18 protein-coding genes are annotated in these 18,433 nt (G+C 66.8%); 7 read left to right on the top strand and 11 right to left on the bottom strand.

Annotation, left to right across the window (positions count from 1 at the left end; translation table 11 throughout):
• Positions 1-9: 9 nt before the first annotated feature.
• The 3 genes from BM113_RS02070 to BM113_RS02080 form a co-directional block, all read right to left on the bottom strand.
• Positions 10-366, bottom strand: a complete 357-nt coding sequence (locus BM113_RS02070) for a DUF7577 domain-containing protein (RefSeq protein ID WP_089784913.1) — start codon at positions 364-366, stop codon at positions 10-12.
• A gap of 145 nt (positions 367-511) precedes the next feature.
• Positions 512-1,063, bottom strand: a complete 552-nt coding sequence (locus BM113_RS02075) for a hypothetical protein (protein WP_089784915.1) — start codon at positions 1,061-1,063, stop codon at positions 512-514.
• Positions 1,064-1,168: 105 nt separating this feature from the next.
• Positions 1,169-1,771, bottom strand: coding sequence for a SprT family zinc-dependent metalloprotease (locus BM113_RS02080; protein ID WP_089785549.1), 603 nt, complete (start codon positions 1,769-1,771; stop codon positions 1,169-1,171).
• A 104-nt stretch (positions 1,772-1,875) separates the two neighbouring features.
• Between BM113_RS02080 and BM113_RS02085 the strand changes: the two genes are divergently transcribed.
• Positions 1,876-2,820 (top strand): phosphorylase family protein, encoded by a 945-nt coding sequence (locus BM113_RS02085; protein WP_089784917.1) that lies wholly within the window; start codon positions 1,876-1,878, stop codon positions 2,818-2,820.
• Positions 2,821-2,839: 19 nt separating this feature from the next.
• Here the strand turns inward: BM113_RS02085 and BM113_RS02090 are convergent, their stop codons facing one another.
• Both BM113_RS02090 and BM113_RS02095 read right to left on the bottom strand, forming a co-directional pair.
• Complete coding sequence (locus BM113_RS02090; protein WP_089784919.1) at positions 2,840-3,250, bottom strand: DUF7124 domain-containing protein; 411 nt, start codon at positions 3,248-3,250, stop codon at positions 2,840-2,842.
• 80 nt (positions 3,251-3,330) lie between these two features.
• Entirely contained in the window at positions 3,331-3,573 is a 243-nt protein-coding gene (locus BM113_RS02095) for a hypothetical protein (RefSeq protein ID WP_089784921.1), read from the bottom strand.
• Between the two features lie 122 nt (positions 3,574-3,695).
• On the opposite strand from BM113_RS02095, the gene artA reads away from it, so the two are divergent.
• Both artA and BM113_RS02105 read left to right on the top strand, forming a co-directional pair.
• On the top strand, positions 3,696-4,721 hold the full coding sequence (gene artA / locus BM113_RS02100; RefSeq protein ID WP_089784923.1) for an archaeosortase A: 1,026 nt from the start codon (positions 3,696-3,698) through the stop codon (positions 4,719-4,721).
• A gap of 57 nt (positions 4,722-4,778) precedes the next feature.
• The gene (locus BM113_RS02105) at positions 4,779-5,498 is read left to right on the top strand and encodes a metallophosphoesterase (protein WP_089784924.1); all 720 of its coding nucleotides are present in this window, start codon (positions 4,779-4,781) and stop codon (positions 5,496-5,498) included.
• 19 nt (positions 5,499-5,517) lie between these two features.
• On the opposite strand, the gene BM113_RS02110 is transcribed toward BM113_RS02105, so the two are convergent.
• From BM113_RS02110 to BM113_RS02125, 4 genes are all read right to left on the bottom strand, one after another.
• Positions 5,518-5,931: an EamA family transporter gene (locus BM113_RS02110; protein WP_089784926.1), complete on the bottom strand. Its 414-nt coding sequence runs from the start codon at positions 5,929-5,931 to the stop codon at positions 5,518-5,520.
• Positions 5,932-6,190: 259 nt separating this feature from the next.
• A complete protein-coding gene (locus tag BM113_RS02115) occupies positions 6,191-7,480 on the bottom strand; it encodes an NAD(P)/FAD-dependent oxidoreductase (RefSeq protein ID WP_089784928.1) in 1,290 nt (429 codons plus the stop codon).
• 81 nt (positions 7,481-7,561) lie between these two features.
• Complete coding sequence (locus BM113_RS02120; protein ID WP_089784929.1) at positions 7,562-7,981, bottom strand: OsmC family protein; 420 nt, start codon at positions 7,979-7,981, stop codon at positions 7,562-7,564.
• Between the two features lie 99 nt (positions 7,982-8,080).
• Positions 8,081-9,076 carry an MBL fold metallo-hydrolase gene (locus tag BM113_RS02125; RefSeq protein WP_089784930.1) on the bottom strand — a complete coding sequence of 332 codons (996 nt, stop codon included), beginning with the start codon at positions 9,074-9,076 and terminating at the stop codon, positions 8,081-8,083.
• A gap of 426 nt (positions 9,077-9,502) precedes the next feature.
• On the opposite strand from BM113_RS02125, the gene BM113_RS02130 reads away from it, so the two are divergent.
• Entirely contained in the window at positions 9,503-9,907 is a 405-nt protein-coding gene (locus tag BM113_RS02130; RefSeq protein ID WP_218149953.1) for a hypothetical protein, read from the top strand.
• A gap of 166 nt (positions 9,908-10,073) precedes the next feature.
• On the opposite strand, the gene gatB is transcribed toward BM113_RS02130, so the two are convergent.
• Entirely contained in the window at positions 10,074-11,567 is a 1,494-nt protein-coding gene (gatB, locus tag BM113_RS02135; protein ID WP_089784932.1) for an Asp-tRNA(Asn)/Glu-tRNA(Gln) amidotransferase subunit GatB, read from the bottom strand.
• 224 nt (positions 11,568-11,791) lie between these two features.
• Here gatB and BM113_RS02140 point away from each other — a divergent pair, with 224 nt between their 5' ends.
• On the top strand, positions 11,792-13,357 hold the full coding sequence (locus BM113_RS02140) for a sensor histidine kinase (protein WP_089784933.1): 1,566 nt from the start codon (positions 11,792-11,794) through the stop codon (positions 13,355-13,357).
• Positions 13,358-13,406: 49 nt separating this feature from the next.
• On the opposite strand, the gene BM113_RS02145 is transcribed toward BM113_RS02140, so the two are convergent.
• Positions 13,407-14,810, bottom strand: a complete 1,404-nt coding sequence (locus tag BM113_RS02145) for a sodium-dependent transporter (RefSeq protein WP_089784935.1) — start codon at positions 14,808-14,810, stop codon at positions 13,407-13,409.
• Positions 14,811-15,013: 203 nt separating this feature from the next.
• Between BM113_RS02145 and BM113_RS02150 the strand changes: the two genes are divergently transcribed.
• Positions 15,014-16,630 carry a potassium channel family protein gene (locus tag BM113_RS02150; RefSeq protein WP_245757954.1) on the top strand — a complete coding sequence of 539 codons (1,617 nt, stop codon included), beginning with the start codon at positions 15,014-15,016 and terminating at the stop codon, positions 16,628-16,630.
• Between the two features lie 171 nt (positions 16,631-16,801).
• On the top strand, positions 16,802-18,124 hold the full coding sequence (locus BM113_RS02155) for a dicarboxylate/amino acid:cation symporter (protein ID WP_089784937.1): 1,323 nt from the start codon (positions 16,802-16,804) through the stop codon (positions 18,122-18,124).
• Positions 18,125-18,433: the final 309 nt, after the last annotated feature.

An 18,433-nucleotide genomic window follows, 5' to 3' on the forward strand; every position in this document is an offset into this window, starting at 1 on the left:
CGGCGTCGCTCAGAGGATCCCGCGCTGTCGCGGCGCGAACCCGCTCGAGCGCCACGCGGCCGCGTCGGGGAGTTCGCCGACGCAGTTGCGACAGTACGCGTAGCCGCGTTCGTTTTCCGTCCCGCAGTCGGGACAGTGGACGACGCCAGCCTCGCGGTCGACGCCGCCTCCGGGGTCATCCGTGTCCGCCCGGGACCGGGTCCGGAGGTCGACACTGGAGCGGGCATCGTCTGCCTCCGTGTCCCCACCTGGATCGCCCCCGGCGGGCCACGGCCCTGACCGGGCGTACCGATAAAAGGCGTACACGAGCGCGATCTGGAGAGCAAGTGCCGGAGCGTACCAGTAGAGGGGCTCTACCGGGACCATGCCTACTAGACGTTCGGTTCGGTCGAGAGTTAACCGTTTCCCCCGTTTCGACGGGACGGCGAGGGTGAAAAATCGGCTTGCCGGACAGGAGTCGTCGGTGGCTTCGCGGGCCGACACAGCGGCCTGCAGAACGGAGGACTCGACCCTACTTTCCAGACTCGCCACCGCTCCCTTCCGGCAGCAGATCCGTGTGGACGACGGCGCGGTACTGCGCGTCGGTTGCGTCGTCGACGCGCTTGAGCAGGGCCGCCGCGTCCGGGAACCCCTCGGGGAGATCGAACGGATCGTCGTCGTCCTCGTCGCGTTGCTTGCAGAGCTTGACGAACGCGCGCAGGTCGTCGTCGATAGCCGAAGTCGCGTATACGACGCCGACGTCGCCCTCGATCTGGTCGTTCCAGCGCTCGAGGACGGGTTCGACGGCCCGGCGGATCTCGCGCTTGCGCTCGACCAGTTCGGTCGCGTCGAGTTCGCCGTCTAACACCTCGTCGAACACGTCCTGGAGTTCGTCGGTCCGATCCTCGAGGTAGGGGGCGTCGGCCTCGGCCTCGACGAGCCTGTCGAACGCCTCGAGTTCGGCACGGCGGACGGCGACGGGGTAGACGAACCCGTGGGTGTCCTTCGGCAGCGTGTAGGATTTGGCCTCGACGCCCTGTTCGCCGGTCCCCGTCCGTCCCAGCATCAGGTCGAGTATTCCCATACGCGAAACAGGTAGAGTGACGCGAATAAGTGTTCCGCGCCGCGGACGGCCGCTCGGGCGACGTGGCCGTATCGAGCGGGTACGCCCACACCCGCGACGGCTCGGTCACCAGTCGTTCCCGAGCATGGCCCTCGCGCCGCCGTACCCGCCAGCAGTCGTCCACGTATGGCCGCTCTCGACGTGTTCGACCTCGTAACTCCCGCCGCAGGCGCCACAGCGGTACCGGTCCGGCGCTTTCACCGGTTGCGAGGCCCGGTGGCGCTCGGCCCGCCAGTCGCAGTCCCCCTCGAGACACCGGAGGACGTACCGCGGGTCGGCGAACGCTCGACAGTGTCGCGGCGCGTCGACCCTCTCGGCTCGCTCGCGAAACCGCGGTCCGTGGCCGGAGTCGCCGAACTGCTGGAACTCCCAGGCGTGGACGAGTTCGTGGCGGACGACCTCGGCGAACTCCGGCCAGTCGTACCGCTCGTAGGCCCGCCGGGAGAGGACGATCGTCGCCACCTCGCGGTCGGGGTCCCAGCGGCACGCGCCGGCCCGCCGCCGCGCCCGGGCCGAGGTCGTCCACTCGAGAGCGGAGCGATCGACCGGCAGGTCGTACGCCTCGCCCTGGACGACCGTCCGGGCGTGGATGCGGGCGCGGGCGACGATCTCGTCCTCGAGAGTGAGGTCATCGTCGTCGTAGCTGTGGCCGCGGGTCCGGTCGCTCACGCCCACTGGGTCGAAGCGGGCGTCCGAATCCTTTGCGGTTCCCGACGCGGAGCGGTGGCTTCGAGCACCGTAGCTCTTTACCGGCGCGGGACGATCCCCCGGCAATGACTGACGAACTCGAGCTGCCCGAACCGGAACCCCTCGAGTCCGCCACGGACGGGCCGCTGTCCCCGTCCGCGCTGGTCCTGCCGGCCGTCGCCGAACCGCCGATAGACGAGCGGCGGCCGTGGCTCGAGCGCCGGGCTGACCGACTCGAGCGGGCGATATCGGTTCCGGGCTCCGCGACGCCGGTGTACCTCACGACCCACGGGGTCGCGATCACGACGACCGGGATCGGCAAGAGCGACGCGGCGACGACGGTCGCCGCCCTCTTCGCGACGCCGCTGCTCGATCTCTCCTCGGCGTACGTCGTCTCGGCCGGGATCGCCGGCGGCACGCCGGACCGCATCGCGCTCGGTTCCGTCGTCCTCGCCGACGCGGTCGTCGACTGGGACCGGAAACATCGGTGGGATCGGAGCGAGGAAACGAAAGGCGAGACGCCACCCATCGAACGCCTGGCGTACCGGCCCCGTGACTACGTCCATCGCCTCGAGCCGACCCTCGTCGAGACGGCACTGGACGCGGCCCGCGAAGTCGACCTGGGCGACGATCCGGACGCGCTCGCCTACCAGCGGCGGTACCCCGATGCACCGGACGGCGGGCCGACCGTCGACCGCGGTACGACCCTCTGTGGCGACGAGTTCTGGCACGGTCCTCGCTACGCCCGCGAGGCCGCGTGGCTCTGCGAGCGCTACGGCGTCGACCCCTACGTGACGACCCAGATGGAAGACGCCGCGACGGCGACTGGCCTCGAGCGGTTCGACGCCGGCGAGCGGTACCTGTCGGTTCGTGCGGTGTCGAACTACGACCGGCCGGCCCCCGGCGAGTCGGTCGCACAGAGCTTCGACGGGACGGAGGCGACGCTCGCGCTCGCGGTCGAAAACGCCGAACGCGTCGGCTCTGCGGTGGTGTCGGAACTGCTCGAGGTGGATCCGCTCGGGATCCGATAAAACGGGTCGCGGCTCGAGTTCAGGGCCAGTCGTCCCGGACCGGTTCGTCCTCCTCCTCGCTCTCGTCGATACGGGTCGCCATGATCCAGTCGGCGGCCTCGGCGGCCTCCTCGACGTCTAGATACTCCCAGCCGACCTCGTCGGCGAGGCGCTCGTCATCGTCGTCGACCCCGATGTAGACGTAGCGTTCGGTCTCGAACTGGTCTTTGACACCCTCGAGGCTCTCGGCTTTGCCGCGGGGGCCGGAGAAGAAGTCCTGGCGGATGCGGTTCTTCCGCGTGAAGTTCGTCACGACGTAGGTCGGTTTCTCGGAGACGACGCCGATGTACTCGGTCCATCCTCTGGCGTCCTCGAAGACGTTCTCGGGCGAGGCGAGTTCCTTCAGCGCCTCGAGTTCGAACGCCAGAGTCATGTCCGTGTCGCCGTTCATACTGGACCGAAGGCTCGCACCGGGGAAAACGGCTTCGATACGTCCGGCCCCGCAGGAATTCCCGGGGCTGGCCGTCGGCTTCAGACCCCGTCGACCACGAAGTAGTCGGTGAAGACGATTACCTCCCCTACCTCGAGTTCGGCGTCGCTGACCGGAATCGAGCCGCCGTCCTCGCACAACTCGTAGAACTGCTCGAGAGCGGCGGACTCGAGCTGGTCGACGTGCCGGACGGTCGCGGTCGGATCGACGGAGTCGACGCGCCGGACCGTCAGCTGCTGGTCGAGGAGGTCGCTGGTCGACAGTTCGCTTGAAGCCATGTACATTGTTACCAAATGGCTGTATTTAGCTTAAAGCTTTCGTCGCCCGGGGCGGCCGGAGCGGGGCCGTCCGACGGCGAGACGAGACGTCAAGTTGATAGCGCGAGAGTCCGTCGGATAAGCTGAACATGCCGTCCGCTCTCGCCGCGACCGCGCTCGAGTCGAGTTCGGTCGTCGGTCCCGACGTGGTCGCGCTCGCACCCGCGACGCTTGCTGGCGTGGGCGCAGGTCTGACGGACGCGCTCGCCTGGATCTCGATCGGCGCGTTCATGATCGCGCTGCTGTGCCAGTGGCGGGGAGCGACCGACCCCGCGCGTCGGATCGGCGCCGTCGCCTGGCTGCTGTTCGGGATCTTCTGGCTGACGATGGTCCCGTACTACTACTACGAGATGCAAAGTCCGCTCCAGACGGTGCTGTCGCTCGCTGCGCTCCCGCTGTGTGCGTACACGGGCTACCTCCTCGTGGGCGGGCGGGAATCGTTGCTGATACTGACGAAGGCAGTCGCGTTCATGGGGCTGATCTACCTGCCCGCCGAGACGATCCCCGTCTTTCGCACGTGGCTGATCGAGACGACCGCGGCCCAGACCCACTACGGGATGGAACTGCTCGGCTACAGTCCGGGGCTCTCCGAGGGCGCGTACGGCTACGAGAGTCGCTTCGACTTCGATCCGGACGAAACGGTCACCGGGCGAACGACCTACATCATCCTCGCCTGTACCGGCATCGGGAGCATGGCGATCTTCGGCGGGCTGATCGCCGCGGTTTCCGCGCCGCTCAAGCGGAAGGCCACCGCCTTCGCGGCGGCGATCGGGATCATCTGGTTCCTCAACCTCGCGCGCAACGTCTTCATCGGGCTGGCGTCGCCGTGGGGCTGGTTCCAGCAGGACTGGCTCGTCTCGTTCATGACCACCTACATGGGTGCGGAGGCGAGTCGGGTCTCGTTCCTCGTCGCCCACAACTACATCGCCCAGTCGCTGTCCGTGATCGCGCTGGTCGGGATCACCTACCTCGTCGTCAGGATCGTTCCCGAAGTACTCGCCCCGCTCGAGGAGGTCCTCTATATCCTCTCGGGCAGCGAGTACGACCTCTTCGAGGCCCTCGGGAAGGAGGAGTACCGGCCCGAGGGGGTCGATACCGGACCGACCGCCGACTGACCGGCGACCGGTCCCGTACCCGTACCCGTACCCGTACCCGTACCCGTACCCGTACCCATGCCCGACGACGCACCCGACGTCGACGTTCCGTTCGTCCCGCTCGAGCGGGCCGCCTACGTCCCCGACGCGGACGCGCTGGTTCTGGCCGACCTCCACCTCGGGCGTGCCGCCGCCTCGAACGTCGACGCTCCCATCGACGACGGGACCGACGTCCGGGACCGGCTCGCGGCTCTCCTCGAGCGTACCGAACCCGAAACGGTCGTCGTCGCCGGCGACCTGTTGCACTCCTTCGATCGGCTTCCACACGGTGTCGACCGGGACGTCGCGGCCCTCGAGTCGGCGGTCGACGACGCCGATGCCGATCTGGTCGTGACCCCGGGGAACCACGACACGATGCTCGCGGAGGCGTTCGACGGCGAGACGGCCGCGACCTACCGGCTCGCGGACGGCGAGACGGCCGTCTGTCACGGTCACGAACCGCCCGACGGGGACGCCGGCCGCTACGTCGTCGGCCACGACCACCCGGCGCTGTCGGTCGACGGCCGGAAACTTCCCTGTTTTCTCTACGGGCCGGGCGTCTACGAGGGAGCCGACGTGCTCATGCTCCCGGCGTTTACCCGCCTCGCCGGGGGCGCGACGGTCAACGGCATGCACGCCCGGGACTTCCAGTCGCCGCTGGTGACCGACGCCGACGCCTTCCACCCGGCGGTGCGGGACGACGAGCGCGAGGAGACGCTGTGGTTCCCGCCGCTAGGGGAGTGTCGGCATCTGTTGTGAGTCCCGAGGGATCGGGAAGTCAGGACGCGACGAGCACGACCGCGATCACCGCCAGCACCAGCCCGACGACGTTCGTCGGCGCGAGCGATGTGTCGAAGTAGAGGACGCCGACGATCGCCGGGACGACGAAGTAGAGGGCTGCGATCGCCGAGACGATCGCCATGTTTCCGCGGGTGAGGCCGGCGTAGAAGGTGATCGTTCCGGTCGCGAGGAAAACCCCCGACAGCAGCGCGAAGGCGACGTCGGTACGTGCGCCGACGATCGGCCGCCGCGCGACCAGCACGTACCCGCCCGCGACGGCGATGCTCGCCACGTACGAGAGAAACACGGCGTTGGCCGGGGTGAGCGATCTGGTCGCGACGCCTGCAGCTACCGCCCAGCCGCCGAACAGGACCAGCGCGGCCAGCGCGAGGACGATCGAGAGGTCGATCATGCCACACCGCTGCCCGTTCGGCCGGAAAAAACCCGCGTTTCGCCGCCCCGACCTCCGCCGCCGGTCTCGATCACTGGCGTTCGAATCCGACGGCCGATCGGCGACCTCGAGGGGCGAACGAACGGGGAGAAAGAGGCCAAACGACCGGGACAGTTGCGGCGACCACGACGTCGGCGACCCGAAACCGAACCCGGTGATCGGTGCGCGCTCGGAGAGAGCGCGGCGGCAAACGGTGGCGTCTCGCCGCGTCCCGGGACCGTTATGCCGACAGGTCCTCGAGAACGGCCCCGGCAGCCCGTCGACCGCTCTCCATCGCTCCCTGGATCGACGACCACCGGGTGTAGTCGCCGGCGAGGTAGACGGCTCCGTCTGGATCGCGGGGCTCCGGCAGGCCCTCGCGGAATCCCGGCGGCTGGTCGAACTGTGCGAACGGCACCCGTGCCGTGTGCACGACCTCGAGGTCGTCGAACGCGCGTTCTGGGTACCACGACCGAAGCGCCTCGAGGGTACGGTCGGCGAGTTCGTCGTCGTGCTCCTCGCGCTCGCCGAGGTAGGTCGCGCTGATGAGCGTCCGGTCGTCGGGGGCGTACTCCGGCGCGACCTCGCTGTGGGGGACGACGTGGTTCGGACCGTCGTCGTCGGCCGCGTTCAACAGGAGTCGCTTCCCCGTCTCGAGTTCGGTCCGGTCTGGGAGCGAGTAGTACTGGGTGACGCAGGCCCGGCCCGCTGTCGGAATCGCCTCGACGCCGGTCAGGTCGCGCGCGCTCGGCGGATCGGCCGCGACGACGACCGCGTCGACCCGGTAGTCGCTGTCGTCGGTCGCGACCGTCGTGCCGGAAGCGTCGGCGGCCACGGACTCCACCTCGACGCCGGTGTGAATCGTCGCTCCCTGGCCCACTGCGCGGTCGGCCAACTGGGACGGGATCGCCTCCATCCCGGCGGCCGGGACGACCGTCTCGCCCGACGCGAGCGTCCGGAAGGTGTACTCGAAGACCCGACTCGAGGTCGACAGCGACCGGTCGAGGGTGATCCCGCCGTAGAAGGGCCCGATGAAGTTCTCGAGGAACCGCTCGGAGAAGCCGCGGCTCCGAAGGTACTCCGCGATCGACTCGTCGTCGCCCTCCTCGCGCTCGAAGAGGTCGTCGGGGTCGGTCCCCCGCAGCGACAGGGTGAGTCCGGCGACCCGAAGCTTGTCGCCCAGCGAGACGTCCCGGTTGAACAGCGTCGCCGGTAACGCGCCCGGGCTCCGAAGCGGGTCGGCCAGCGTCGACCGGTGGTTCGGCCGGGCGATCGTGGCCCCCGGCGCGAACCGGCGCAGGTCCAGCGCCTCGAGGTCGAGTTCCCGCTTCGCGGCGGGGTAGCCGGTGAAAAGCACCTGGAAGCCGCGATCGAACCGGTAGCCGTCGCGTTCGACCGTGCGGACGCGACCGCCGACCGTCTCCTCGCGCTCGAGTATCGTTACGTCGGTTCCGCCGCCGGCGAGGTGCCGCGCCGCGACGAGTCCGGCCAGTCCGCCACCTACGACGACGACGCTCGGAGTCGACTCCATGCCCGGGGATTGGAACCGGAGCTACAAAATCGTGGACCAAACGATGCAACCGAACGTCGACCGGTGCGCCCGTCCCGGGGCTTACGCCGACTCGACGTCGATCGACAACCCCGTCTCCTCGACGACGTTGTCGGTGACCGGACACCGCCGTTCGACGGCTGCGAGCCACTCCTCGAGCCGATCCTCGTCCGCGTCCGATTCGATCGCGACAGAGACCGTAAGCCCCTGGAGGCCGGGACGGGCGTCGGTCCCCTCGCCGCGGTAACTGGCGTAGTCGATGTCGCCTTCGATCGTCGCGGTCAGGTCGTCGATCTCGATGCCCATGTCGCGGGCGACCATCGTCCCCGTCGAGTTCAGACAGCCGAGGATCGCCCCCAGGAAGTACTCGACGGGATTGACGTCCTTGCCGACGGCGAACTCGGCGTCGCCGGTGTCGATCCGCGTGCGCTTCGGGCTGTGTCGCTCGCCGGTCAGTTCGTAGGTGGTGAGGTCGTCGGCCATCGTGTTCGACGGGTGGTACCCTCCGCGCTTAAGTCTTGTCCGGTTTCCACTATTCCGGGAAACACAAGAGGTCGGTTCGACCGCTCGAAGGGACGGTTGTCAGTCCGCGGCTTCCGCTTCCGCCGGCGGCAGGACGCTGTCGAGATCGACGTCCCTGGCTCCGGCCCGCAGGCGGTACTCGCCGTCCTCGAGCGCGACGACGTCCTCGTGGCGGAGGTGATCGAGGTGGGCGTAGGCCTCGCCGGGGCCGTGGACGATGTGGATCCCCTCGAGGTCACCGAAGAGGTGGGCGCTGACGGTCCAGGCGTCGGCCGGTCCGTGCTCCTCGAGCACGTCGAGGACCTTCTCGGTGCGCTCGCGGTGGTGAGCGAGGATCGTCAGCGCGCGGTCGGTCGGCTCGTCGATCGGATCGCGGTGGCCGGGCCAGACGCGGTCGTAGTCCCGGCCAGCGATCGTCCGCAGCGTCTCGAGGTACTTCGCGAGCGGGCGGTCGACGCGGACGTCCGCGCCGCCGACGTTCGGGGTGTAGACGGGGAGGACGGCGTCGCCGACGAACGCCTCCGATCCGTCGTCGATCTCGAAACAGCACAGTCCGGCCGCGTGACCCGGCGCGTGGACCGTCTCGAGGCGGCGGCCGCCGACCTCGAGGACGTCGCCGTCCTCGATCGGCGTCGCGTCGACGGGGTCGCCCTCGATTCCGTCCGCCGCCTCGAGGAAGGCCAGCAGTTCCTCCCTGGGGCCCTCGGGGACGCCCCAGTCCTCGAGGTACTCCCGTCGGCGTCGGTCGAGGGCCTCGAGGGCCTCGGAATCTCCCTCGACGAGCGGGGCGTCGGCCTCGTGGACGTACACCGTGGCGTCGCTTTCGGCCTGGATCTCGCCGGCCAGTCCGGCGTGATCGGGGTGGAAATGGGTGAGAACGACGTCGTCGACGTCGGCGAACTCGTAGCCGCGTTCGGCCAGTCCGTCACGGAGGTCGGCGCGGACGTCCGGCGTGGCGATTCCGGTGTCGACGAGCGCGAGCGTGTCCTCGCCCGCGAGCACGTAGGCGTTGTTGTGCCCCTCGAACTCGTCGTTGCCCAGCGAGATGCGGTCCATGTCCCAGCCAATCGGCCTGACGATATTAACTCGAGGGGTATCGGAACGATACGTCGTTACCCGTTCCGGTCGGAAACCGGAACGACGCGCGGACCGATCGGTCTCGAGGCCACGGGCACGCCGTTAGTCGCTCAGTTCGGCCCGCAGCAACTGGTTGACATCGCGGGGATCGGCGCTGCCGCCGGTCGGTTTTCCCACCTTTTTCTCGTCGGGTTGCTCGCGATGCTCGCACCTACTTCTCGAAAAATCCGGAGGCGCTGTTGAAATCCTTGTCTAGTGATAGGTTTCAGTAGCTATGCTGAATAGAGGGCGCGAATGTCGCACGAGTCAAAATTTAATCAACAATAGCAACGGTCAATCAAAACAGGAATATTTGCTCCTTATTTTCTCCAGAAAGTATTTACTGATTGTAGAGATACATACCCTATGCAACGGCGTACCTTCGTTTGGGGCACGATTCCTCTCTGTTCGGGGCTTGCTGGATGTTCTAAGGTGTTCTCTGATTCCCCGATGCTCTCTGTGACCGTCTTTAACCAGACCGAGAACCCCTACACAATCGAAATGGCTTTCTCACGAACGGATGGAGACCTCTCCAGAAGCGAAGCCCGAGTGTTCTCAGGACGGATCAATGTTGAGCCAGACGAACCAACGGTTCGTAAAGATATTGCTGAACGACAGCAGTATCTTATAGAATACAGCCTCTATGAGGACAATACCAGTCTAAAAGAACAAGACAGTTTCTACTACTATCCGGGTGACGAGTATGAGAGTGGTGGTCTGGCGTTTGATATCCGTTCAGGGGGAATTCTGACACGAAGGTGGGCTCCTTGAACGATTACTGAGCGGATGAATTATATCAAGGTGCTTGTAATAAACAACATCGGTTTACTGCACCCATCCTCTGTATTCAGCAGGCACCCCTTATCATCTACTGAAGGTTTCAAAAGAGCCAATCTGGACCAAAAAGCCGAACGCTCGCTTTGCTCCCGTTCGGGAGTTACCCTTCCAGTTCCGCCCGCAGCAACTGGTTGACGTCGCCGGGATCGGCGCTGCCGCCGGTCTTTTGCATCACCTGGCCTACCAGGAAGTTGATCGCGCCGTCGTCGCCCGACTCGTAGTCCTCGACCGCGCCGGGGTTCTCGTCGATCGCTTCGACGACCGCCTGCTGGACCTCGTCCTCGTCGGTCTTGCCCAGTCCTTCCTCCTCGACGATCTCGTCCGGCGACGCGCCGTCGTCGAGCATCGACCGGAGAACCGTCTCCCGGGCGTTCTTCGCCGTGATCTCGTCTTCCGCGACGAGTTCGACGAGGCGGGTGACCTCCTCGAGTCGGCCCTCCATCTCCGTAATTTCCATGTCGCGGTAGTTGAGTTCGCCCAGCAGGTTGTCCGCGACCCAGGTCGCGGCGAGGTCGGGGTCGAACTCGCCCGCGACGTCCTCGTAGAAGTCCGCGACCTGCTTCGTGGAGGTGAGTTTGGAGGCGGCCTCCTCGCTCAGGCCGTACTCCTCCTGGAACCGCCGGCGGCGGGCGCGGGGCAGTTCCGGGATCGCGATCTCCGCTTTCCACCCCGAGACCTGCAGCGGCGGGAGGTCGGCCTCCTCGAAGTAGCGGTAGTCCTTCTCCTCTTCCTTCGAGCGCATCGAGACCGTGATGCCGCGGGACTCGTCCCAGTGTCGGGTCTCCTGCTCGACCGCGCGGCCGCGCTGGATGGCGTTTTTCTGCCGGGTCTCCTCGTAGGCCAGGGCCTTCTGAGCGCCCTTGTGACTCGAGATGTTCTTGACCTCGGTTCGGTTGGCGGCCTCGAGGGCGTCGCCGTCGATCTCCTCGGCGTCGCCGTCGATCTCCTCCTCGGGGATGATCGAGAGGTTGGCGTCGATACGCAGGCTGCCGTCGCGCTCGGCGTCGAAGACGCCCAGGTATTCGAGCACCTCCTCGAGTTCGGCGAGGAAGGCCCGCACCTCGTCGGGGCTGCGGAAGTCCGGCGCGGTGACGATCTCCATCAGCGGCGTGCCGGCGCGGTTGTAGTCGACCAGGGTGTACTCGGCGGTGTCGATGCCGCCACCGCCGCCGACGTGCTGGAGGCTGCCCGGGTCTTCCTCGAGGTGAGCGCGCTCGATCGCCACGGTGCGGCGGTCGCCTTCGACCGAGATCTCGAGTTCGCCGTCGGCACAGATCGGCTCGTCGTACTGGGTGATCTGGAAGTTCTTCGGGAGGTCCGGGTAGTAGTAGTTCTTCCGGTGGAACCGGGTCTCCTCGGGAATGTCGGCGTCGATCGCCTTGCCGATCTTCACCGCGGCCTCGACCGCGCCCTCGTTGAGTACCGGGAGCGCGCCGGGCAGGCCGAGACAGACGGGACAGACGTTCTCGTTCGGCTCGTCGGTCGGCTCGGTCGAGCAGCCACAGAAGATCTTCGTGTCGGTCTCCAGCTGGACGTGGACCTCGAGGCCGATGACGGTCACGAGGTCGCCCTGCTGGACGGTTTGGGCAGTCATTGCAGGCCGATTCGGTCCGGCGGGGGTAAAGCGTAACGGGACGGAGCCGTCGGCCCCGGTCGCCGTTCCCGCTCGTCCGTTCGCTCTCGAGTCCACACGGAGTCGCCCCACGGAACGGGAGTCGAACGAACGGGATCCTCCAGGAGATTGCGACGGTCACGGGAACGTCCCACCGAATGAGAACTATAAACTAGTTTTTATTTAATAAGTCACGAGAGTGTGATATGGGGGAGATTCGGTTACTTGCGGTCGGGGTGGCCGTGCCACCACCGACGAAGGAGGCGCTGTCGGCCCGGCGGATCCGGCAGATCGACGTCGAAGACGGGGTCGTCGAGGGAAACCTCGACACGGCGGGGAACGACGAGGTCGACTGCGTGCTGGTCGATCCGACTGACGACGACGCGCCGGGGCCGGCGCGACTCGCGGACGCGTTCGACGATCCGGCGATCGTCGCCGTGAGCGACGGCTCGCCCTCGGCGACGGACCTCGAGTCGCCGGTGACGGCGGTCGTTCGTGAGACCGATCTCCGGAACCGCGGCGCGGTCGTCGCCAACCGGATCCACATTGCGACCGCTGCCACGGACCGGACGGGTGGGGGGAGCGACGAGCGGAGCGAGGACTGCGGGCCACTGAAACGTGCAGCGGCCGCCCTGAGCGCCGTCCAGACGATCGAAACCGATCCGGACTGCGACGTCACCGCGACGATCGAGCGGATCCTCGAGACCGCCGCCGATCACCTCGAGTACCCGATCGGCTACGTGACGCGGATCGAGGACGGCGTTCAGGAGATCGTCGCCGCGGTCGGAAATCACAGGCACATTCAGGCGGGAGCGACCGATCCGCTCGGCAGGACCTACTGTCGGCGCACGATCGAGGCCGACGAACCGATCGTCCTCGAGAACGCGCCCGAACAGGGGTGGGACGGGGATCCCGCGGTCGAGCGATTCGGCCTCCGGTGTTACGTCGGCGCCCGCGTCGCCGTCGACGACGAGGTCTACGGGACACTCTGTTTCGCTGACGATCGTGCACGGGAGGACCTCGCCGTCGGGATCCAGGGCTCGGTCGTCGAGGCGCTGGCCAGCCGGGTCGGTTACGAACTCGAGCGCGAGCAGTACGAGGCCGAACTCGCCGAACAGCGGGACAACCTCGAGATCCTCAACGAGGTGGTCCGTCACGACATCCGGAACGACCTCCAGCTCGTCCAGGCGTACGCGAAGATGCTCGAAGACCACGTCGACGCCGAGGGCGCGGAACACCTCGATATCGTCCGCGAGAGCGCCGAGAACGCGATCGACCTCACGACCACTGCCCGCGACCTCGCGGAGGTCATGCTCCGGACGGACGACGAGAACGAGCGGGTACCGCTCGCTACGACGCTCGAGCAACAGCTCTCGGAGATCCGCTCGACGTATCCCGACGCCGCGGTCACGCTCGAACGGTCGCCGCCGTCGGTCGAGGTCATCGGCAACGACATGCTGGGTGCGGTTTTCCGGAACCTCCTGAAAAATGCCGTCCAGCACAACGACAAGGAGGTGCCGACCGTGACCGTCGAGGCGGCGGTCCGTGACGGGGCTGCCGAGGTCCGGATCGCCGACAACGGGCCCGGGGTTCCGGATTCCCAGAAGGAGGAGATCTTCGGGAAAGGCGAGAAGGGACTGGAGAGCGAGGGCAGCGGCATCGGGCTCTACCTGGTTCAACAACTCGTCGAGGGGTGTGGGGGCGAGGTCTGGGTCGAGGACAACGATCCCGAAGGAGCCGTCTTCGTCGTTCGGTTGCCGGTCGCGGAGTGAACCGACACGGGAGCGGCCGCGGCCGGTGGGGGATCGCCGCGTTACCGCGTTAGTCTCGAGCGCCGACCGCGACTGCGACCGCCAGCCGACAGCAGATCGCTCCGACGACCGCGACGACCGCCCGGCCGCCCAGGCCCAGCGACGCGCCGGCCAGCGACGCGAGCGTGTTCGTCAGCGAGAACAGGACGACGACGGGCAACACCCAACTGACGGTCAGCAGCCACGATTCGGCCAGCGGGTCGAACCGGCCGCTACCGGCGCGAAACTCCGCGAGCGCTTCCGGACCCAGCAGCCAGCCGACGATCACGACGAACGCGAACAGGCCGACGGTCAACAGCAGGTCCGCGAGGGTACCCGAGACGAACTGGAAAATCGGCCCGGCAAGCGCCAGCCCGCTTCCGGTCGCCGCGAGCAGGACCGAGACCAGCAGCGTCGCCCGCCGTCGCGGGACGTCGAAGACGTCGACGAGCGTCGCGACCGGCGTCTCGAGCAGGTTGATCCCGCTGGTCACCGCGGCCAGCAGGACGGTCCCGAAGAAGACCGTCGCGACGACGGTGCCGCCCGGTAGCGACGCGAACGCAGGGGGGAGCGCGACGAACAGCGCGCCTGGCCCGCCCTGTCCCGGGTCGATGCCCTGGGAGAACAACAGCGGAATGACGACCAGCCCGGCGAGAACGCCGATGAAGGTGTTCGAGACCGCGATCACGAGCGTATCCCGCGGAAGCGAGGCGTTCTCATCGAGATAGGAGGCGTAGGTCAGCATCGCCCCGGAGCCGACCGAGAGGGTAAACAGCGCCTGCCCCGCGGCCGGCCCGAGTACACTCGGGAAGTTGGCGGCGAGGTATTCGGCGTCGAACCTGAGATAGAACGCGTAGCCTGCGGCGGTGTTCGGCTGGGTCGCGGTCCACCCCGCGAGCGCGACCAGCAACACCACGACGGCAGGGAGCATCACTTTCGAGGCGCGTTCGATGCCGCCGCTCACGCCGAAGAAGACGATCGTGGCGACGATGCCGAGAAACAACAGGTGAAAGCCGACCGCCTGGAGGCCGTAACTGGCGGTCCCGAAGTACTGCTGGGGCTGGCCGAAGTACGCCCCGGTCGGCGAGACCAGCGCGTAGTGGAGGATCCAGCCACCGACGACCGAATAAAACGAGAGGATCACGAGCGTCGTGAGGACGTTGAACGTTCCAAGCGCCGACCCCCAGCGGGAGGAGACGAGCGCGCGAAGCGCTCCGATCGGCGTCTGTCGGCCGCGTCGACCGAGGACGAACTCGGCGAGCAGTCCCGGGACGCCGACGCCGACGACGATGAGCAGGTAGACGACGAGAAACGCGCTGCCGCCGTTGCCGGCGGTCAGCCAGGGGAACCGCCAGATATTCCCGAGACCGGCCGCGCTGCCGATCGAGGCGAGAACGAAGCCGACGTTCGAGACCCACGATTCACGAGAGGACATTTATGTACAAGTTCGTACGCAATCGGGGGAACAAGTCGGTGTTGATTCGCTCGCTCGTTCACCCTCGAGAACCGGTCACGTGCCTGACGCGCCCGGGTACGGTCTTTCGCCGGTCCGCTCCCGTCGGCCCGTGCGTTCGCGGCTCGTGACGGCGTGTCCAATCGTCCGAACGTTCATTAGCGTCCCATCTGAACGGATCGGGCATGGAACGGTGGCAACGGCGGGCAGTGAGGACGGTCGCCGGGGTCGTGGTCCTTGCCTTTCTCGCGTCGCTGGCGTATCACTACCTCATGGTGGTCGTCGAGGGGCGGTCGCCACGGTATCTTCACTCGACCCAGGTCGTCGTCGAGACGCTTACCGGAACCGGATACGGCTCCGACTCCCCCTGGGAGTCGACCGTCGGCAATCTCTTCGTCATCGCGATGGACCTGAGCACGTTCCTGATCCTGTTTATCGTCGTTCCCTACGTCTTCCAGCCCGTCCTCGAGGAAGCGCTGTCGCCGGCGGTGCCCCGCGAAGTGGAAGTCACCGATCACGTCGTCGTCTGTGGCTACACCTCCCGCGGGGAACGACTCGTCGAGGAGTTCGAGACCCGCAGCGTCGACTACGTCGTCGTCGTGGCGAACCGCGACCAAGTGCTGGAGCTCCAGGAGGCGGGCATCTCCGTAATCCAGGGAGATCCCACCTCGGCAGCGGCTCTCGAGCGAGCCCGGGTCGAGGAGGCCGCTTCCGTCGTCGTCGACACCGACGACGAACACGCCGCGAGCGCGGTGCTCGCAGTCAGGGAACACGACGAGTGGATCCAGATCGTCGTGCTCTGTACAGACCTCTCGCTCGAGCAGCCGATCCGCTACGCCGGGGCCGACGCCGTCATGACGCCGCGGCACCTGCTGGCCCAGCGGATCGCCGAGCGCGTCCAGACGGAGATCAACCCACGGGTGAGCGACGTGACCAGCCTGGGCGAGGACCTGGCACTCGTCGAGGTAACGATCGCGGAAGACAGCCCGTTTCACGGACAGACCATCGGGGAGACGGGGCTGATCGAGAACGGGAGCGTCACCGTCGTCGGCCTGTGGACGGACGGCGAGTTCGTCGCGTCGCCGGCACCGGATACGCCCATCGACGAACAACTGACGATTCTCGTCGCCGGACCCGAATCGGAACTGAAAGACCTCGAGCGGCGGACGCGGACGGAGGACGGGCGTGACGGTTCGGTGGTCGTCGCCGGCTACGGGGAGGTCGGTGGGACGGTCAGCGAACGGCTGCGGGGGTCGGCCGTCGACTGTACGGTCGTCGATCTCGAGGACGACGAGGGCGTCGACGTCGTCGGAAACGCGACGGACGAGGAGGTCCTCCGGCGGGCGGGCATCGAAGCGGCGTCGTCGTTCGTTATCGCGATCGCGGACGACGCCGAAGCGATCCTCTCGGTACTCGTCGCCCGCGAACTGGCACCGGAACTGGACATCGTCGTGCGGATGAACGACTCCGCAAACGAGGCCAAGGCTCGCAGGGCGGGGGCCGACTACGTGCTCAACCTGCCGGACATCAGCGGCCGCCTGCTCGCGCTCGACGTCCTCCGGGAGGAGATCATCTCCTACGACCGCCAGTTGAAGATCGTCCGCTACGAGAGCGACCTCCTCGTGGGACGCGAACTCCGGGACACGCCGTTGCCAGAGTTGAACTGCACCCTCATCGCGGTCGAACGGTCCGACGGGGTCGTCACCGACATTTCGCCGTCGTTTACGTTCGAGCGCGGGGACAGCCTGCTGCTGGCCGGCGACGACGAAGCCATCGACGAACTCGAGTCCAGACTCGCGTGAAGGGACCCCAGTCGAACGGTTCGGCCCCCACACGGTACGACCACGTTACGACCGAGAAGCACGGTGTTACGCGCCGAAGTGCACCGTTATGCATCGGAGCGCCCGCGAGAACCCGTCAACGGTCTCCCGGCTTTTTGACCTGCGGGATGGAACTCATAGTTGGTGTGTCACATGGCAACAAGAGAAACAAAATCGTACTGGCAACGGTATCGGTCGATTCCGATCGTGAACCGTATCGGTGCGGCGTTCGTCCTCGGCTCCGTCGTCGGGTTGATCGTCGGCGAACCGGTCACCGTACTCGAGCCGCTGGGCGACATCTTCGTCCGCCTGCTCTCCATGATCGTCATTCCGATCGTCATCTTCACCCTGTTGATGGGGATCAGGCGGATCTCGCCGTCGACGCTCGGGCGCGTCGGCGGACAGGTGATCGCCCTGTACGCGATCATGTCGGCGATCGCGGTCGGCATCGGGCTCGCGGCGGCGAACCTGGTGAATCCGGGGACCGGGCTGACCCTGACGGAGGACGTCGAGTTCGAACCGGCGGACACGCCGGACTTCCTCGAGGTCATCGTCGGCATCGTCCCGGAGAACCCGATCGGGGCGATGGCCGAGGGTGACGTCCTCGCGGCGATCTTCTTCGTGATCGTCTTCGGGCTGGCACTGCTGTTGCTCGAGGAGGAAACCGAGGACGAGACGGTCCGGTCGGGCGTCGAGTCGCTGTTCAACATCGTCGAGGCTGGCACCGAGGCGCTGTTCAAGATCGTCTGGGGGATCATGGAGTACGGCGTCATCGGCGTCTTCGCCCTGATGGCCGCCGTCTTCGGCCAGGCCGGTATCGACGCGCTCGTCCCGTTCGCGCTGTTGATCGGGACCCTGCTCGGCGCGATCCTGGTTCATATCGGGGTCGTCTACCTCGGCGGGCTCATCATCGCGCTGACCCGACAGTCGCCGATCGCCTTCCTCGTCGGGTCGAAAGACGCGATCGTGACGGCCCTCTCGATCCGCTCCTCGAGCGGGACACTGCCCGTGACGATGGCAAACGCCGACGACAACCTGCGGATCAACGAGGGGGTCTACGGCTTCTCGCTGCCGCTGGGTGCGACGATCAACATGGACGGGACGGCGATGTACCAGGGAGTCGTGGCGGTCTTCGCCGCGAACCTCGTCGGCGTCCAGTTGACGCTCGTCGAGCAGGTGACGGTCGTCCTCATCGCCGTGCTCGCGAGCATCGGGGCCGGCGGCGTCCCCGGGACGGGCCTGATCATGCTGACGCTCGTGCTGACCCAACTCGGGCTCCCGCTCGAGGTGGTCGGGTTCGTGGCCGGCGTCGACCCGATCCTCGATCGCCTGCGGACGATGACGAACGTGACCGGCGACCTCGCCGTGACGACGGTCGTCGCGCACTGGAACGACGCGATCGACTTCGACAGCGGATCGTGGGTGGACCCGACCCGCGGCCTCGAGATCGGCGAATCCGTGCCCGGCGGGGACTGATACGGACGACTGGAAGCCATCGCCGGCCCGATCGCGAACTGGCCTGCGGTCGGGCCGGGAACTCGGTACAGCAGACCGTCTCACCGTTGCCGATCGCGGAACCGGTCGTCCTGTCGTCGACCCGTCGCTCGCGGGGGACCCCTGACCGGCCGTGACCACGAACGGAACCTGTGGTATTTCCCCGAATTCGACGGGTCATTTTCACGTAAATGTAGTACTTCGCACATAACTCGATCGATGGAGATCTGATTCCTGTCACTGATTCTTCGAGAACTGATATCGTAATTCATGATAATACTGACTAATAGT

The sequence above is a fragment of the Natronobacterium haloterrestre genome (assembly GCF_900112205.1).
Classification (GTDB): Archaea; Halobacteriota; Halobacteria; order Halobacteriales; family Natrialbaceae; genus Natronobacterium; species Natronobacterium haloterrestre.

Excerpts from the sequence above, each read along its gene's own strand:
- BM113_RS02070 (WP_089784913.1), bottom strand. The coding sequence starts at position 366 with ATGGTCCCGGTAGAGCCCCTCTACTGGTACGCTCCGGCACTTGCTCTC.
- BM113_RS02075 (WP_089784915.1), bottom strand. The coding sequence starts at position 1,063 with ATGGGAATACTCGACCTGATGCTGGGACGGACGGGGACCGGCGAACAG.
- BM113_RS02085 (WP_089784917.1), top strand. The coding sequence starts at position 1,876 with ATGACTGACGAACTCGAGCTGCCCGAACCGGAACCCCTCGAGTCCGCC.
- BM113_RS02090 (WP_089784919.1), bottom strand. The coding sequence starts at position 3,250 with ATGAACGGCGACACGGACATGACTCTGGCGTTCGAACTCGAGGCGCTG.
- BM113_RS02095 (WP_089784921.1), bottom strand. The coding sequence starts at position 3,573 with ATGTACATGGCTTCAAGCGAACTGTCGACCAGCGACCTCCTCGACCAG.
- artA (WP_089784923.1), top strand. The coding sequence starts at position 3,696 with ATGCCGTCCGCTCTCGCCGCGACCGCGCTCGAGTCGAGTTCGGTCGTC.
- BM113_RS02105 (WP_089784924.1), top strand. The coding sequence starts at position 4,779 with ATGCCCGACGACGCACCCGACGTCGACGTTCCGTTCGTCCCGCTCGAG.
- BM113_RS02110 (WP_089784926.1), bottom strand. The coding sequence starts at position 5,931 with ATGATCGACCTCTCGATCGTCCTCGCGCTGGCCGCGCTGGTCCTGTTC.
- BM113_RS02115 (WP_089784928.1), bottom strand. The coding sequence starts at position 7,480 with ATGGAGTCGACTCCGAGCGTCGTCGTCGTAGGTGGCGGACTGGCCGGA.
- BM113_RS02120 (WP_089784929.1), bottom strand. The coding sequence starts at position 7,981 with ATGGCCGACGACCTCACCACCTACGAACTGACCGGCGAGCGACACAGC.
- BM113_RS02125 (WP_089784930.1), bottom strand. The coding sequence starts at position 9,076 with ATGGACCGCATCTCGCTGGGCAACGACGAGTTCGAGGGGCACAACAAC.
- BM113_RS02130 (WP_218149953.1), top strand. The coding sequence starts at position 9,503 with ATGCAACGGCGTACCTTCGTTTGGGGCACGATTCCTCTCTGTTCGGGG.
- gatB (WP_089784932.1), bottom strand. The coding sequence starts at position 11,567 with ATGACTGCCCAAACCGTCCAGCAGGGCGACCTCGTGACCGTCATCGGC.
- BM113_RS02140 (WP_089784933.1), top strand. The coding sequence starts at position 11,792 with ATGGGGGAGATTCGGTTACTTGCGGTCGGGGTGGCCGTGCCACCACCG.
- BM113_RS02145 (WP_089784935.1), bottom strand. The coding sequence starts at position 14,810 with ATGTCCTCTCGTGAATCGTGGGTCTCGAACGTCGGCTTCGTTCTCGCC.
- BM113_RS02150 (WP_245757954.1), top strand. The coding sequence starts at position 15,014 with ATGGAACGGTGGCAACGGCGGGCAGTGAGGACGGTCGCCGGGGTCGTG.
- BM113_RS02155 (WP_089784937.1), top strand. The coding sequence starts at position 16,802 with ATGGCAACAAGAGAAACAAAATCGTACTGGCAACGGTATCGGTCGATT.